The following is a 16,026-nucleotide window of genomic DNA, read 5'->3' on the forward strand; positions in this document are numbered from 1 at the left end:
GAGGAAATCTTTTATGCCTTTAATTAGTATGCGTCAACTGCTCGATCATGCAGCAGAACACAGCTATGGTTTGCCAGCCTTCAATGTGAATAACATGGAGCAAGTTAAGGCGATCATGGAAGCTGCTCACGAAGTGAATTCCCCCGTTATCATGCAAGCCTCTGCTGGTGCTCGTAAATACGCTGGTTCGCACTTCTTGCGTCACTTAATTGCTGCAGCGATTGAAGATTACCCGCATATCCCTGTTGTGATGCATCAGGATCATGGTACTTCCCCAGCTATCTGTCAGCGCTCTATTCAGCTTGGCTTTTCGTCGGTCATGATGGATGGTTCTTTGATGGCTGATGGTAAAACACCGGCTAGCTATGACTACAACGTAGATGTGACTCGTCGTACTGTTGAATTCGCACACGCATGTGGTGTATCAGTAGAAGGTGAGTTGGGTGTGTTGGGTTCTCTAGAGACGGGTCAAGCTGGTGAAGAAGACGGTGTTGGCGCTGAAGGTATATTGTCTCATGATCAAATGCTGACAGATCCACAAGAAGCAGTGGATTTTGTTAATGCAACTGGCATTGATGCATTAGCTGTGGCGATTGGTACAAGTCACGGTGCTTACAAGTTTACTCGTCCGCCTACTGGCGACATTCTTGATATCGAGCGTATTGCGAAAATCGTAGAGTTGTTACCAAATACTCACATCGTGTTACATGGCTCTTCTTCTGTTCCACAGGATTGGTTGTCTATCATCAACGAATTTGGTGGCGACATTCCTGAAACTTACGGTGTGCCGATTGATGAGATTGTGAAGGCGATCCGTTACGGTGTTCGTAAAGTGAACATTGATACAGATTTACGTTTAGCGGCAACAGGCGCGATTCGTCGTAGCTTGGCTGAACACAAAGGCAACTTTGATCCACGTAAATACTTAACGGAAAGTATCAAAGCAATGAAAGCGGTTTGTATTGATCGTTATGAAGCTTTTGGTTCTGCAGGCCAGGCCTCTCGTATTCATACTATGGATCTTGAAGAGATGGCTGTTCGTTACGAGCGCGGTGAATATTCTGGCGGTCGTATTTTTTAAGCCTTGCTTTGAAGAGAGTGATGCTTAATAAAAATGGCGAGTAAATATAGGTTAAGGAAAATATTTTTAAGTTTTTTATAAAAAAGCCAAAAAAACTATTGACCGGAAAATTCAATTACCTATAATGCTCGCCATTCCTTGCGGGAGTGGTGGAATTGGTAGACACGCTGGATTTAGGTTCCAGTGCTTCACGGCGTGAGAGTTCGAGTCTCTCCTTCCGCACCAAATTTAAAAAAAGCTGACTTTATGTCAGCTTTTTTTTTGTCTTTTTTTCCTTTCGATTTTAAAATGGGCTGCAAGCCATTTTTTCGTTATTAAGTCTATTCAGCGCACATTTATCACACTGAAGCGTATTTTCTTGTTCCTGTTATCACCAAAGTTCGTTAACTTGGTTAGAATGATTTTTTCTATGATGTTTAATCGGGTTCGGTAATGCGAAGACTACATTCTTTTGTTATATGGATTGTGCTAGGGAACGTGGCTTTCACTGTCCAAGCCGCTAACATGGCGCTTGATCTTATGGATAGTCATGACTTTTATCAGTCGACACCAAGACAAGGTCCTTTGGCTGAGCAGTTCACTACGATAGTTAATTCTCCTCCTAATCCAATACGGGTGTCTCAAAAGCGTGCAGTGCGTATTGCGTTGTTGTTATTTGGTGATATGAATTCCCTCGAAAATAGATCAATCTTAGCCACATTCAGAAAGCGAATGCGCGAACTAAATATTGATTATCGCTTAGATACTTATATGGATGGTTTTGAGTCTAATGGCGATTTAACATCTTATTTTAAGATGGCTGATGCCCAGCCAGATTACATTATTATGACTAAATTGGGCTCGGTTCAACGTCGGTTTTTGGAGCGTTTCTTACGCGCAGGTAAGCCAAAAATTATTTTGTACGACTTTGCCTCGCCGTTAACCCATTGGATGAATCATCCGCCATTAATGTACGTTGGTTTTGATCAAAAAAAGGCAACTACAATGCTTGCTAGTTACCTTGAACGTCAGTTACCCGCAGAGACAAAAATTTCGGCATTGGTTTTGCCGACAGGCTATCTTGGCCATATGCGTTGTGATTTATTCCTTGATGAGATGGCGAAGTATAACCGCCACATCAGTCGTATTAGAGCCGTATCGGATGATAAGCACAGTGCATTTGAAGCAGCTCAAATTTTATTAAAAGAGAATCCAGCAGACTTTATTTTTAGCTGCTCGCAGAATATTTCTGAAGGCGTGGTTGCAGCATTACAAGCCGAAGGTTTTGATACGCAGATTCAGACTAATGCATGGGGACTATCTTTGAGTGGTATTGCGGATTTAGAGAGCCGAAAAATAAAGGCGAGTGTGCTTTTTATGAAGGATGATCTTTCTATTGCGATAGCGGAAGCTATCAAATTAGATCTTGAAGGAAAGAATATGCCCACCCTTTATGTTGCTAACTCTATGCTTGTGCCCGCAGAGTTAGATTCAGAAAGTCTACGCTTGATGGTACAGCAAGCTCATCATTATTCGGTGGAACTATGGCAGGAGTAACGATTAGTTTACAGCATCGGTTACGCTCCAAGGTGCTTATATTAGTTTGTGTGGTTTTTTTAGCTGTGACTTTTATGTCTTTATATTTTATTGAGGCGTTAAATCAAACAGCCGCTGAAAAAAACTTAGCACTAAAGCACCGCGTTGTTGAGCAAGCTTTTAATGGCTATTTGGCTCGTGCTGAAGATGAAATGAAATTTATTGGTCAGGATCTTTCGTTGAGTAATTATACGGTTGGACGTGAATTGGATTTGTTGTTCAGCCACCACGAAGTGTTGTTTTTTGGCGGGTTGGATTTTTTCTATATTGAATGGGTAAATGGCAAGCATTCGATGGATCCTAGAGCGCGCCTGTTTACCAAAGTAGATTTACAATCTGTATTGGGAGAAGGGCTTATTAATCGATGGACGTCTATAGTGACAACAGATGATTCCATTTTGCTGATGTTTAAAAAGAAACTGCTTTCGTCAGGCCAAGAAAATATTGGTTTTTTATATGGCTTCATTTCATTAAACGACAACTTAACCTTGGCTAATGAGTTACTTGAAAGTGCCCAAGTCAGTGCTGTGCAGGTTTATGATAGTGCACATAATCGTGTCTTGCTTGAAGAACATAAAGTCGGTGTGGATTTGTCTGGAGCAACATTACATTCTCGCTTGCCCTTGGTATCACCTATTCAGGCAGATTTGCAATTAGATATTATTCAAAAGCGCATTTTTTCTTCTACGATCTTAACCAATGCGTTGCCTTTGATTGCTGGGATTGGGGTTGTTTTATTCTGCTTTTGTTTGCTGCTATTTCGCCAAGTTAAAACATTAATTTTTCAACCTCTTGAGTCAATTGTTTATCGTCACGAGGAAGGCCTACTGCCATACAGTGAACTACAGCCGATACAGTTACAAAGCAATCAATATAAAGCCTTTATTGAGTCCAAAGAGAATAGGTTTAAGCTTCTCGCAGAATCGATACACAGTGCCATTATTTTCTGCACCGAAGTGGCTGAAGTTGAGTTAATCAATTCAGAAGCAAAGCTACTTTTTCCTGACGCTGAAAAAGCTCGAACGCTTTTTGATTTTATGCCTATTTCTTGTCATCAATCGATTCAAGAAGCGTTAAAAGGCGAAGTAGGTGTTGCCTTTGAGTTAACTGACAGTACTTTAGGTCGAATATATCAATGGCAAGTTCATTCGTTTAAAAACGAGAGCAATTACCGCGGCTTATTATTAGTAGGGCGAAATGTTACCCAAGAAATCAGTTTAATGTGGCAACTGGAGCAGCTGCAGCCATTGTCGTCTGCACAGCAAAAGAAAGTAGATACTGACGCTATATTGAGTGAGTTGACGTATCTTTCTTCACTGCCTGGATATATTGATAGTAAACATCTTCAGGGCTGGCTTGCGTTATTAATATCCGTATTAGATGACATTAGTAGCCTAGACAGTAAGGTATCTTATTTGCCCATAGGAGAGGTCTTTTGTCAGGAAAGTGCTCGGGTTATGGCTGCAATGGGGGTAGAGGCGAATAGGGCGCTATTGGACTGTTCTGTCGAAGTAGGTGCAAGAAACATTGCAGTGGATGCAAATTTCAGAGGGCTGATTCGCGCTTTGCTCATGATGGTGATGTCGAATGATATGGCTGAACGTCGATTGACTGTTCGCTTCGATGGCGAAGAACTTGAAATGATTGCGATGAATGATATGGCATTCAGACCTCTTTTTTACTGGATGATTAAGATGTTGCTAGCACCTCTTGGAGGGCAGCAAAAGACCTTACAAAATAATGCCTTGCAGATTAATTTGATCATGGAAGAGTTGGAGTATCAGTCTATACTCAAGCAGTTAACACCTAATCAGGTTGTGGCTTGGGTCGCAAATGATTACCCCAATCCCAATATTATCAAAGCTGCTTTAGTTAGACTTGGGTTGCAGGTGGAAGAATATGTCTCAACAGATAGCTTTTTTACTCAATCCAGTGCTGTGGTGAAATTTGATGCAGTACTGATTGGCTGTGATAAAGACGTTGAAGCACAGGCAGATATGACCCGAGCCCTTAAACTTAAATATAATCGTGATGAGCTTCCTATCGTTTGGCTTAATAGCACCTTGCTGATGGAGGTGGATCCAGATGTTTTTACCTTGCAAGGATGTTCTTTCGACTACAATTTACATCAAGTGTTAGCCAAAGCCTGTGAGTTGGAGGGAGTTATCCCCACTCATTCGCATGAGCAAGCTTTATCTTGGGTGATGATTGGTGGCAGTCGAATCACAAAAGCAATTTGGTATGTCGAATTAGAAAAGTATGAGGTGGCGACACAATGGTTGGTAGATTTATCTAATTATCACGTAGTGCTGTCATATCACCCTGATGCAGTTGTTGTATTACTTGAACCCCAACCTAGAGCTCTTTTGCGATCAATTCAGGCTGCTTTTCCGAAAGTTCGATTTTTTTCGGTGCAAAAGTGGCCTGAAATGCCGGATAATGTGTCATTTTTTAGTATGGCATTGCCTTACTCTGGTGATCAAATACGATTATTTACACAAAATGTTATACAACAGAATACAAACCTGAGGAGCAATGAATGAGTGTAATTGGATTAATTGGAGCCATGGACGAAGAAGTCGCTGTTATCAAAGCGTGGATGACAGATGTCCGTGAGCAGACTATTGCGGGTTGTGATTTTTTTGTTGGCCACTTTGAAGGTAAAGACGTTGTATTGCTGAAATCTGGTATCGGTAAAGTAAATGCTGCGGTTTCTACTACTTTGCTACTATCACAGTTTAAGCCTGAATATGTAATTAACATTGGCTCTGCTGGTGGTTTTGATCCTGATTTACAGGTTGGTGATGTAGTGATATCAGATCAAGTGGTACATCACGACGTAGACGTGACGGCTTTTGGTTATGTCATGGGGCAAGTACCAAATATGCCAGCGACCTATGCGGCGGATGAAGCCTTAGTTAATCAGGCAAAAGCTGCGCTGCAAAAAGTCACTCAAGTACAAGCAAAAGTGGGATTGATCGGAACGGGTGACAGTTTCATGAATGATCCTGTTCGAGTGGAAGCAGTACGAGCGACTTTCCCTGAGCTAGTTGCTGTTGAGATGGAGGCCGCTGCTGTTGCTCAAGTATGTTTTAAATTTGGAACGCCATTTGTTGTGGTACGTTCTTTGTCGGATATTGCAGGTAAAGAATCTCCTCAAAGCTTTGAGGAATACCTTAAAGTGGCTGCCGAGAACTCCTCTCTAATGATCCAACAAATGCTGAAAGGCAACTAAAGTATGCCATGGAACAAGGGTTATATTACTGCGTTTTGCTTAGTAACTTCCTGGCCCTTGTTCGCTCTTTCTGCAGAAGAAACGAGAGATGATGTCAACACTCAAGCAAAAGTTAGCCAACAAGCAGAGAGTGATGATGTTCCTTGGTGGTTGAGTTCCCATGAAACAGTTTCAAAGACAATTGGTAATTGGTCGACGAATATAGATTCCTTTTTATCTGGTGAACAAAGTAGAGAACCTTCAGATAGTTACTTAGAAGTACGATTTGGTTCTGTACTGAGTGGCAGTGATCGCTCAGGTTTTTTTGATTTCCGTACACGGCTTAAATTGCCGAATACTCAAGATCGACTGCGTTTAGTTGTCGAGTCCGAGCCTGACTCTTTAGCTCCTGAGAGCTTGAGAGGTGAATCGTCTCAGCAAAAAGGCGTTGTGAATTCTGCTTTGAAATCTAACGTTTCGGCCGCTGTACGTTATATAAAAGACGATATAGGGCTAGATGTTGATGCAGGTATAAGAGTTGATTTTCCACTTGACCCCTTTCTGCGCTTGCGCCTTAAGCAGGGTGAAGTTACTGATCAATGGAGCTGGTGGCAGAATCAAGAGGCCTTTGCTTATTACTCCAAAGGTATTGGTGCTCGTTATGGCGTTGGTTTAGGCTACGCGGTGAGCCCTACACTAAACTTTGGTTCAGATTTTGGCGTAACTTGGCTTGATAAAGAGGGGCTGTTTTATGTTCGTGAAAATTTCTCGATTCAGCATCGATTGGATGATAAAAACCGTTTAGGGTACCAGTTGAGCTTTCTGCAGTCGGGAGATAATTCTATTGGGTCTGACAGTTTTTTATACAATGTCCAATATGAACGCCTGCTTTATAAAGATTGGCTAATTGGTCAAATAATACCGCAATTCACCCATGAAGCGGATGATGGCTATGACGGTACGTTTTCCCTCACCTTGTCTTTAGCTATTTTGCTCGGACCTGAGTACCTACGTTAAGAGATTACATTAATTAAGAGTTTGCGTTAATCAGCCCTTCTATTTCTTTGTTTTTGCGCAAGCGATTAGATTTGTATACGGGGAACTCGTATAATGCCGCGCTCTATAAGTATCTATCGCCTCCAAGAGAATCAGCCATGAGACCGGATCAAATCCAACCAGAAATGTATGAAAAGCAGCTGCAAGATAAGCAAGCTGAATTAGCCAAATTAATGGCGACTTTGTCATTGCCTGAGATGGAAGTATTTGCGAGTCAGCCGACTCATTACCGCATGCGAGCTGAATTCCGGATTTGGCATGATGGTGATGATTTATATTATGCGATGTTTGATTCTGCAGACCCTAGAACGCCGATTCGTACTGATCAATTTCTGGCTGCGTCGAGCCTTATTAATGAGCTGATGCCAAAACTGCTTGATGCTGTTCGCGATATCCCAGTTTTACGTTACAAGCTCTTTCAAGTGGACTTTTTAACGACAACTACAGGTGAAGCCTTGATCAGTTTGCTTTACCATAAACCGATTGATGCTGAATGGAATGCCGCTGTTCAGCAGCTAAATGACGCCTTTCCTGCGTGCCATTTTATTGGTCGTAGCCGTAAGAAAAAGCAAATTATCACTCGCGACTTTGTAATGGAGACGCTAACGGTAAATGGTCAAAAATTCCATTATCAACAAGTTGAAAATAGCTTCACTCAGCCTAATGCTGGCATCAGTGAAAAAATGTTGGAATGGGCGTTGGATGTTACTAAAGAAGCATCCGGTGATTTGCTGGAAATGTATTGTGGTAATGGCAACTTTTCTATTCCTCTAGCTCGTCGTTTTGATCGAGTGGTTGCGACAGAAATTTCAAAAGTGTCAGTTAATTCTGCGCAGCTGAATATTGCTATCAATGGCATGCACAATGTTCAAGTGGTTAAAATGGCCAGTGAAGATGTGTCTGCGGCCTTGAATGGCGACGTAGAGTTGCCTAAGAGCTTGGTTCAGGCTGGCGTTAGCGAATTGACTCCTTCTGTTGTGTTAGTGGATCCACCACGAGCAGGTCTAGATGATGCGACGGTTGAATTGATTCGTAAGATAGATTCTATTCTTTATATTTCTTGCAACCCTGAAACGCTGAAAGCGAATTTAGAAGCCTTGTCGAGCACCCATGAAGTGGTCCGATATGCCATGTTTGATCAGTTCCCTTATACTCATCATGTCGAAACAGGTGTGTATTTGCAGAGAAAAACTCAAGTAGAATAAAGCAAATTTGCGATCTAGGTAATCAGGCGAGGCTGCTATGAGCATTGTTCTTCTCATAATGAAAGACATTCCTGTAGCAGCGGTAGGTTACGCATTATTCTGTGTTAATATAATCAAACTTTTTCCCCCACCACCAAAGAGAAGTCGAACGAGCCATGAGTAATAACTCACTAGACAAAGACAAAATTAAAATCTTGTTATTAGAAGGCGTTCATCAATCTGCATTGGATGCATTGCATGACGCAGGCTATACCAACATTGAATACCACAAAACTGCACTAGCAGAAGATGAGTTGATCGAGAAAATCTCGGAAGCGCATTTCATTGGTATTCGATCTCGTACTCAGTTAACAGCGAATGTTTTAGAACATGCTAACAAACTGGTTGCCATTGGTTGTTTCTGCATTGGTACGAACCAAGTAGATCTGGATGCAGCAAGTGAGAAAGGTATTGTTGTCTTCAACGCGCCATACTCCAATACTCGTAGTGTTGCAGAGCTAGTTCTTGGTCAGTTAATTCTATTACTTCGAGGTATTCCTGCGAAAAACGCAGCATGTCATCGTGGCGGTTGGATTAAATCTGCAGCGGGTTCTTTCGAAACTCGTGGTAAGCGTTTGGGTATTATTGGTTACGGCAGTATCGGTACTCAATTGAGCGTTTTGGCAGAATCTTTAGGCATGGAAGTATGCTTTTACGATATCGTCACTAAATTGCCATTAGGTAATGCGCGTCAGATTAAGAGCTTGAAAGAATTGCTGTCTACTAGCGATATTATCAGCTTGCATGTACCAGAAACGAATTCGACTAAGATGATGATCGGCGCGAAAGAAGTGTCTCAAATGAAGAAGGGTTCTATCTTCATTAATGCTTCACGCGGTACGGTTGCCGATCTAGACGCTGTGGCTGAAGCTATTAAGTCAGGAGATTTAGGTGGCGCAGCTGTCGACGTATTCCCTGTTGAGCCTAAAGGCAACGATGAAGAATTCGTATCACCACTACGTGGTTTAGACAATGTGATCCTAACGCCTCATATCGGCGGTAGCACAATGGAAGCGCAAGAAAACATCGGTATTGAAGTGGCTGAGAAGCTTATTAAATACTCTGATGTTGGTACCACTACAGCAGCTGTTAACTTCCCAGAAGTGGCATTGCCATCTCAGGCCGATAACCACCGTATTCTTCATATTCATGAAAACCGTCCTGGTGTGCTTTCTAAGATCAACGCGATCTTCTCTGAAAACAACATCAACATTACGGGTCAATACCTTCGTACAACGGAGAAGCTTGGCTATATGGTAATGGACGTGGATGCAGAAGAGGGCGAATTAGCGCTTGAGAAAGTAAAAGAAGTGGAAGGAACGGTTAAAGCACGCGTTTTGTTCTAAGTTTTTTCCTTTCTACTCTTGATGTTAAAAAATCCAGCTACGGCTGGATTTTTTGTATCTGTCGTTCTTTCTTAAAAATAAAAAGCTTAAAGACAAAAGGCCTATCTTGGAGTTAGTTGATTCCCAATGTGGTCGTAATGTCTTGAATTTTCTGTTTGATGTTATTGGTCACTCCAGCCATAAACGCTTCAGACTCGTTGGCTTGCTCTCTTACTTTGACGACGGCGCTATTTAGCTTATTCATGCCGAGTTTTTGCTCTGCAGCATAGCCGGTTGCCTTTTTCGCTAAATGGCTAGATTGCTTAGATTTCTCAAGAATATCTTGTGCCGATTGACCGAGAGCATGGGTCAAATCTATTTGTTCAATTGAAGCTGTTTCAATTAAATCTATATTCTGGGTGAGTTTATTGCTTGCTGATGTCAGCTGTGAAAAGATCTTCGTGATCTCTTCTAGGGATTGTTGGGTTCTGGTAGATAAGGTTCTCACTTCAGAGGCGACCACAGCAAAGCCTCGGCCATGTTCACCTGCTCGTGCTGCTTCTATGGCAGCATTGAGTGCAAGTAAGTTAGTTTGCTCTGAGATGTCTCTGATGCCGCCAACAATAGAGGAGGCGCTAGAAACGGATGAGCTTAAGCTGGTTAATGCCTTTTTACTGCTATTAAGTCGCTCAACCGTAGTTTGGTTAGCAAGTGCCAGTGATGCAGCCTGGTTTACACTGTGTGACATGGCGGTATTGGTTTCTGTAGCATAATTTGCTACTTCTTGAGCGCGCACTTCAGCTTTACTCGCTAGCGTTTCGACTTGGTTCGACATGTTTAGTGTATCATCTAATTCGTGTCTAGAGGCCGTGCTTAATTCGTGCACTTGCCCAAAGGCACTCAGCATCTCATTAAGTGAGATTGAGATATTGTTTAACTCGGTATCTCGTTGTTGTCGTTGTACGGCAATTTGTTCTAAGTAGCGGTTTAAGTAATGGGCTACGTCTGACAGTTCGTTTTTATTCTTGCCGACTTTTAGGGTGTTGATGTTTTGGTGCTCGACTAAATCTTTTACCGCTGTGTATAAATCTCGAGCGCTTTTTACAACGACCTTGTTTTGGAAAATATGCACTGAGATAGTGGTTAAAATCATCAAAATGACGAAGACAGAAAATGCGACTAAGGTTTGTTCTTGAGTGGCTTGAGCGCTTTTTTGAATGTCTTCAGTACCAGCCTTTAAAATCTCTTCAAGCTGATTAATGAGCGAGCGAATCTTGTTTTGGGCGGTAACCGCTTGTTGGATATTAATTAGGCTAGAATCAACGTCTTTTAAATAGCGACTTGACCAAGTGTGCAGCTCACTTTTGGTTTCTTCAAGAGGATCGACTGCTTCCGTTGAGCCCTCTGAATCGCTTGCCCATCCCATTAATGACGATAAATCGTCAGCAGACTCTGTGTCTTTTTTTTCGTCTAATTCTAGTATGGGAAGTTTACCGAAATCAGCGATATGGGATTTAAAGACTTCAATGGATTGAACTAAGCGCTGCTTATTCTCAGGCGTGCTTTTTGCGAGATAGTTGTCTTTTGCATTACTCACATGAGCAAGGTCTGCGTATAACAAAGCTTGGCTTGCTAAGTAAATAGCTGCGGACTGCAGATCATGGTGTGATTGAAATAGCGCAACTTTATCAGCCAGAGTATCTAGCGATAGTAAGGTTTGTCTTTCATTGTTCTCAATCAATGCATAAGGGTTTCCGGATAGTTTACCGGCTGCTCTCACATCAGATTGAAGGCTTTTTTCTATTTCAATTAATTGTCCATTTATTGGATCTTTAATGGTATTGGGAAGTGAGTTAAGTGCGGGACGAATTTTTTTCTCAATAAACTCTTGTGCTGTTTGCAGTGCAGACGCCTCCCCCGATGATAAATAGCCTTCAATTTGTTGCTTTAAGTCGATAGAGGAATATTCCCAAACTTGAGTGTAGGTGTCACTTTGCTCAAAAGCGCTGCGAAATTTCATTAAACTCCAAAGAAGTAGCGCGACCAACATGGCTGCAATAATGAAATAACTCACGGTGGTTGTGCGTGTAACATGGGATATTTTCAATTCAGACCCTACTTTAATTTACATAAATCGATGAATACGACTACCTTAATATGAGTATGTGACAAAAATATGACTGGTATTATGTGAGGTATATGAAACAGGAGGGTTATAGAAAGTCTTAAACTGTCTAAAAGCGCCTTATTTTTGACTGTTTACGTCTTGGTTAGGGTTAATCCTGTCTAATTGGAAAAAAAACCTTCCATGGTCACTTTTTCGTCATTATTTTGTATTAGATTAAAACGGATATTAAACGAACGTTTAATAAAAGTGTGTTTTGGATGTTAAGCCGCTTTTCTCATGAAATAGCAATTAATCATATAAAATAAAAGGAGCTCAAGAATGACCCTTTCCCGTCGCCAATTCGTGAAAGGCGCCTCTATCGCAGGTGCTGTTGCCGCTACCCCGTTTTCTATCAATAAAGCCATTGCTGCTAATAAAGAGCTGCGTATTTATGCGTGGGCTGGTTACATTACGGATGAAATGCTAGCGGATTTCAAAGCAAAAACCGGTATCAATGCTACTTTTACGCCATACGGTACTAATGATGAGTTGATGAACTCTCTGCGTGCTACGGACGGAACTGGCTTCGATATTATTATGCCGACTGTTGACCGCGTTCCAGGCTATGTCGACTATGAGCTTGTGCAACCTCTTGATGTTAAAAGAATTAAATGGAGTGGTTGTTTAGAAAGCGCATTGTCAGGATCGGATGTTGGTGGAATTGTAAAAGGTAAGCGTTATTTTGCACCATCGGATTGGGGTACGGAAGCGATTGCTTACAATAAGAATGATGCAAAAGTCAGCAAAGAGCTAAGCTACGGTGATCTTTGGTTACCAGAAAACTCTGGTGGCGTAACGGTTCGAGGACACTCAGCTCTTGTTGGTATTGGTTTGTGGTTAGAAAAAGCGGGTAAGCTGCCTTTTCCATTGCTAGATTCGTATAAAAACGAAAAAGCCATGCGCGCTAACTTCGATGTTATTTTGAAAACAGCGGTTGAACATAAAGGCGCGATTGCTCAGTTCTGGTCTACAGAAAACGAAGCGCAAGGCGCATTCCGTACCAATGGCGCGACTATCGGCCAAACTTGGGATAGCACAGCATTTAAACTGCAATCGGAAGGCGAGCCTATTGCATACGGCGCACCAAAAGAAGGTGCATTGGCTTGGATGGAAGGTTTTGTGATTCCTAAGAATGCCAACAATGTGGATTCAGTCTATGAATTCATCAACTGGTACTACACGCCAGAAGCGGGCGCTATGTTCGTCAAAGCGACAGGATACAACTCCACCGCGAAAGGTGCGGATGCTCTATTGCCAGCAGAAACTAAGCAGTTTTTCCAAGACTCTTACAGCAAACAAGATCTTGCCAACCTTTGGTGGTGGCCAATCCAAGAGCCATGGTACGTCGCATTACGTAACGAATACCAAGACCGTTACTTGTCTGCATAAACCTCGAAGGCCCCTTGTGATTTTCACGAGGGGCTTTTTTGTATCGAGACGATTGTGTCAAGAAAATCAATCAGCGAGAGAAATATGGATAGCAGTGTTCATCTAGATAATACCGTCATGCAATTTGGTGATTTTACCGCCATACAACAAACCGACTTAACGATAAAATCCGGCGAATTTTTTAGTTTTTTAGGGCCTTCTGGTTGTGGTAAAACTACGATTCTCAACATGATAAGTGGCTTTATAGATCCAACGCAGGGTGACATTAAAATTGGCGGTAAGAGCATGCGTGGCGTGCCAGCAAATAAACGTCCCACCTCGATGATTTTTCAAAACCTCGCACTTTTTCCTCTCATGACGGTCGCTGAAAACATTGAATTCGGCTTAGAGGTTCGCGGTGTTTCGAAAAGTGAGCGCAAAAAAGCATCAGATCGATTGCTAGAGCTGGTGGCTTTGGAAGGTAGCGGCACTAAAAGAGTATCTGAGTTATCTGGTGGGCAAAAGCAGCGCATTGCCATCGCTCGAGCCTTAGCTGTTGAGCCACAGGTCTTGTTATTAGACGAGCCGTTGTCCGCATTGGATTTAAAACTGCGCCAACATATGCGTACGGAATTAAAAGCGATTCAACGTAAAACGGGCATTACCTTTATCTACATTACGCATGATCAAGGCGAGGCGCTCACTATGTCTGACCGAGTGGCAGTAATGTCGGCAGGACGAATTCAACAAGTAGCCGATCCTATTACCTTATACCGAGATCCTCATACCGCGTTTGTTGCCTCATTTGTTGGTGAAAACAATGGGGTTTCAGGTAAGGTGATCGAAGCTAATTCAGATTTTGTCGTTTTAGATTGTGGGCCACTTGGCAAGCTGGCAGGACGTTCGCAAGGTAATGTAGCTGTTGGGACTGATGCCACACTTTTTATACGTCCTGAGAACTTTAGGTTACAAGCAGAGGAAGGAATGCATACCCTGCGAGCTACTATTGATGAGGTGAATTTTGAGGGCGCGTATTTGACTCTTAATGCCAATACGCCTGCTAACTTACCTTTGTCTATTCAGCTTGGTACACATCAGTTTTCTGAGTCGTTGAAAAAAGGCGCGCCGGTTAGTCTTTCTTATAATGAACAGGATGCCATTGTTATTGCCGGAGGCGGCCATGTTTAGTCAGCTAAAATCGCGATTTGGTAGCAGCTTGGCGGTTGGCATTATAGGCATGATCGCTATTTGGCTGATTGGCTTGGTGATTTTGCCACAGATATTAATGGTGGATTACTCATTTCGTCCGAATCTATTGCCTGCCGATATTGGTGGGCCAAACGATACGTATTCCTTAATGAATTATGAGACCTTGTTCAGTAATAAAATACATTTGGCTATTTTCTTCAAAACCATTTGGTCGAGTGTATTGGTTACGTCACTGACGCTAGTGGTAAGTTATCCGATTGCTTTTTATCTTGCCAAAGTCGCCACACCCCAAAAAGCCGCGTTATGTTTGTTGTTACTGATTATTCCTTTCTGGATCAATGAAATTTTACGGACGTTTTCTTGGTACATCATCCTAGCCTATAAAGGGCCGCTGAATGCTTTGCTATTAGGGCTAGGAATCATTGATCGTCCCATTCGATTTTTATCGGGTGATGGTGGTGTGCTGATCGGTATGGTTTACGCCTACATCTTATTTATGATTTTTCCTATTTATAACGCCATTGAAAGTTTGGATACCAACCAGATTAAAGCGGCTCGTAATTTGGGTGCAGGTTGGATTCGGACACATTGGCGTGTGGTTATTCCCCATGCCAAACCAGGTATTGCAACAGGTTGCATTATGACCTTCATGTTAGCGGCGGGCAGTTATGCTGTACCTGCGTTGTTAGGTTCTCCAGGTAGTCGTTGGTTTACTCAAATTATCTACAATTGGTTTTTTGAGGGCGGCGATTGGAACCAAGGTGCGGCATATGCATTTTTATTGCTGATTATCTGTATTGGTTTTATCGCCTTGGTGATGCGCGTCTTTAAAGTAGGTTTGGGGGACATTGCAAAATGAAATCTGAAACTATTATGCGATTTGCCGTGCGCTTTTATATCGGTGTATTTTTTGTCTATTTATTCACACCGCTTATTATTATGGGGTTGGCGACTTTTAATGACAGTCGTTTTCCTACTGTTTCTCCGTGGAAAGGCGCAACGCTTAAATGGTTTGAGGCGCTTGCTCAAGATGGTGCGATGTGGACAGCTTTATGGACAAGTGTCTTGGTTGCGGCTGGTGTATTGGTGATTGCTGTGCCAATTGGCATTTGCTGCGCTTTGTTTTTATCCACGGTGCAAGGTAAAGGGAAAACCTTCATTTATACCTTGATGATGTCACCGCTGTTAACCCCTGGTGTCATCGTGGGTATTTCAACGCTTATCTTTTGGAAAGGCTTGTCTGTGAGTGGCGGCGTGTTTTTAACTGTTGTTGCACAAACCACCTTTATTGCCGCTTATGTCATGCTGATGGTATTGGCTCGTTTGCAGCGATTTGATCGTACGCTTGAAAATGCTGCGTTAAGTTTGGGTGCGACACAATGGCAAGCATTTCGTCGGATTTTGTTGCCTTACTTAAAGCCAGCGATTATCTCCGCGGCAGCAATTGCGTTTTTGCAATCGTTTGAAAACTACAACACGACCTTGTTTGTTAAAGGTTACGACACAACGCTAACTGTCTATATAGCATCTAAAGTGAGAACGGGCTTAACACCAGCAGTAAATGCGCTTGGTTTGGTGATGATTTCTATCACCATCTTGTTGGCAATTGTTTATGAGGTAAAACGTCGTCGAGAACTTTCTACTAATTCATAATGAAACTGAGAGAGATATTTGAAATCTAAAGGTCATTATTTGTACAAATAATGACCTTTTTTGTGTCTTTTGATCACTGTGTAGCCAGTTTCTGAAGATGGAGCAAATAAATATAACAAAATGATAAAAAACTC

Annotated in this window: 12 protein-coding genes and 1 tRNA gene; 12 read left to right on the top strand and 1 reads right to left on the bottom strand. The window is 42.2% G+C overall.

The genetic code is table 11. The annotated features are described in order from the left end of the window. The first annotated feature begins 13 nt into the window (after positions 1-13). The 8 genes from fba (at position 14) to serA (ending at position 9,516) form a co-directional block, all read left to right on the top strand. Positions 14-1,081 (top strand): class II fructose-bisphosphate aldolase, encoded by a 1,068-nt coding sequence (gene fba / locus CCS02_RS07935; protein ID WP_100188656.1) that lies wholly within the window; start codon positions 14-16, stop codon positions 1,079-1,081. Positions 1,082-1,221: 140 nt separating this feature from the next. Beyond that, positions 1,222-1,306 (top strand) — tRNA-Leu (locus CCS02_RS07940). Between the two features lie 207 nt (positions 1,307-1,513). Next, positions 1,514-2,617, top strand: a complete 1,104-nt coding sequence (locus tag CCS02_RS07945) for an autoinducer 2-binding periplasmic protein LuxP (protein WP_100636285.1) — start codon at positions 1,514-1,516, stop codon at positions 2,615-2,617. Further along, a complete protein-coding gene (locus CCS02_RS07950) occupies positions 2,605-5,199 on the top strand; it encodes a hypothetical protein (protein ID WP_100636286.1) in 2,595 nt (864 codons plus the stop codon). Before CCS02_RS07945 ends, CCS02_RS07950 begins: the two co-directional genes overlap by 13 nt. Further along, on the top strand, positions 5,196-5,891 hold the full coding sequence (mtnN, locus tag CCS02_RS07955; RefSeq protein ID WP_072839463.1) for a 5'-methylthioadenosine/S-adenosylhomocysteine nucleosidase: 696 nt from the start codon (positions 5,196-5,198) through the stop codon (positions 5,889-5,891). The genes CCS02_RS07950 and mtnN overlap by 4 nt, the downstream gene beginning before the upstream one ends. 3 nt (positions 5,892-5,894) lie before the next feature. Then, positions 5,895-6,887, top strand: a complete 993-nt coding sequence (locus CCS02_RS07960) for a hypothetical protein (protein ID WP_100636287.1) — start codon at positions 5,895-5,897, stop codon at positions 6,885-6,887. A gap of 137 nt (positions 6,888-7,024) precedes the next feature. Next, complete coding sequence (gene trmA / locus CCS02_RS07965) at positions 7,025-8,131, top strand: tRNA (uridine(54)-C5)-methyltransferase TrmA (RefSeq protein ID WP_072839465.1); 1,107 nt, start codon at positions 7,025-7,027, stop codon at positions 8,129-8,131. Positions 8,132-8,286: 155 nt separating this feature from the next. Then, positions 8,287-9,516 carry a phosphoglycerate dehydrogenase gene (gene serA / locus CCS02_RS07970; RefSeq protein ID WP_072839466.1) on the top strand — a complete coding sequence of 410 codons (1,230 nt, stop codon included), beginning with the start codon at positions 8,287-8,289 and terminating at the stop codon, positions 9,514-9,516. A 112-nt stretch (positions 9,517-9,628) separates the two neighbouring features. Here serA and CCS02_RS07975 read toward each other — a convergent pair whose 3' ends face one another. Then, on the bottom strand, positions 9,629-11,515 hold the full coding sequence (locus CCS02_RS07975; protein ID WP_100636288.1) for a methyl-accepting chemotaxis protein: 1,887 nt from the start codon (positions 11,513-11,515) through the stop codon (positions 9,629-9,631). A 426-nt stretch (positions 11,516-11,941) separates the two neighbouring features. On the opposite strand from CCS02_RS07975, the gene CCS02_RS07980 reads away from it, so the two are divergent. The 4 genes from CCS02_RS07980 to CCS02_RS07995 all read left to right on the top strand — a co-directional run bounded on the left by CCS02_RS07980 (position 11,942) and on the right by CCS02_RS07995 (position 15,892). Further along, a complete protein-coding gene (locus CCS02_RS07980) occupies positions 11,942-13,051 on the top strand; it encodes an extracellular solute-binding protein (protein WP_072839468.1) in 1,110 nt (369 codons plus the stop codon). 84 nt (positions 13,052-13,135) lie between these two features. After that, entirely contained in the window at positions 13,136-14,218 is a 1,083-nt protein-coding gene (locus CCS02_RS07985) for an ABC transporter ATP-binding protein (RefSeq protein ID WP_100188650.1), read from the top strand. Next, on the top strand, positions 14,211-15,098 hold the full coding sequence (locus CCS02_RS07990; RefSeq protein WP_072839470.1) for an ABC transporter permease: 888 nt from the start codon (positions 14,211-14,213) through the stop codon (positions 15,096-15,098). The genes CCS02_RS07985 and CCS02_RS07990 overlap by 8 nt, the downstream gene beginning before the upstream one ends. Next, positions 15,095-15,892 carry an ABC transporter permease gene (locus CCS02_RS07995; protein ID WP_072839471.1) on the top strand — a complete coding sequence of 266 codons (798 nt, stop codon included), beginning with the start codon at positions 15,095-15,097 and terminating at the stop codon, positions 15,890-15,892. Before CCS02_RS07990 ends, CCS02_RS07995 begins: the two co-directional genes overlap by 4 nt. Positions 15,893-16,026: the final 134 nt, after the last annotated feature.

The organism is Marinomonas sp. ef1, from assembly GCF_002806845.1.
Lineage (GTDB): Bacteria > Pseudomonadota > Gammaproteobacteria > Pseudomonadales > Marinomonadaceae > Marinomonas > Marinomonas polaris.

Excerpts from the sequence above, each read along its gene's own strand:
- fba (WP_100188656.1), top strand. The coding sequence starts at position 14 with ATGCCTTTAATTAGTATGCGTCAACTGCTCGATCATGCAGCAGAACAC.
- CCS02_RS07945 (WP_100636285.1), top strand. The coding sequence starts at position 1,514 with ATGCGAAGACTACATTCTTTTGTTATATGGATTGTGCTAGGGAACGTG.
- CCS02_RS07950 (WP_100636286.1), top strand. The coding sequence starts at position 2,605 with ATGGCAGGAGTAACGATTAGTTTACAGCATCGGTTACGCTCCAAGGTG.
- mtnN (WP_072839463.1), top strand. The coding sequence starts at position 5,196 with ATGAGTGTAATTGGATTAATTGGAGCCATGGACGAAGAAGTCGCTGTT.
- CCS02_RS07960 (WP_100636287.1), top strand. The coding sequence starts at position 5,895 with ATGCCATGGAACAAGGGTTATATTACTGCGTTTTGCTTAGTAACTTCC.
- trmA (WP_072839465.1), top strand. The coding sequence starts at position 7,025 with ATGAGACCGGATCAAATCCAACCAGAAATGTATGAAAAGCAGCTGCAA.
- serA (WP_072839466.1), top strand. The coding sequence starts at position 8,287 with ATGAGTAATAACTCACTAGACAAAGACAAAATTAAAATCTTGTTATTA.
- CCS02_RS07975 (WP_100636288.1), bottom strand. The coding sequence starts at position 11,515 with ATGAAATTTCGCAGCGCTTTTGAGCAAAGTGACACCTACACTCAAGTT.
- CCS02_RS07980 (WP_072839468.1), top strand. The coding sequence starts at position 11,942 with ATGACCCTTTCCCGTCGCCAATTCGTGAAAGGCGCCTCTATCGCAGGT.
- CCS02_RS07985 (WP_100188650.1), top strand. The coding sequence starts at position 13,136 with ATGGATAGCAGTGTTCATCTAGATAATACCGTCATGCAATTTGGTGAT.
- CCS02_RS07990 (WP_072839470.1), top strand. The coding sequence starts at position 14,211 with ATGTTTAGTCAGCTAAAATCGCGATTTGGTAGCAGCTTGGCGGTTGGC.
- CCS02_RS07995 (WP_072839471.1), top strand. The coding sequence starts at position 15,095 with ATGAAATCTGAAACTATTATGCGATTTGCCGTGCGCTTTTATATCGGT.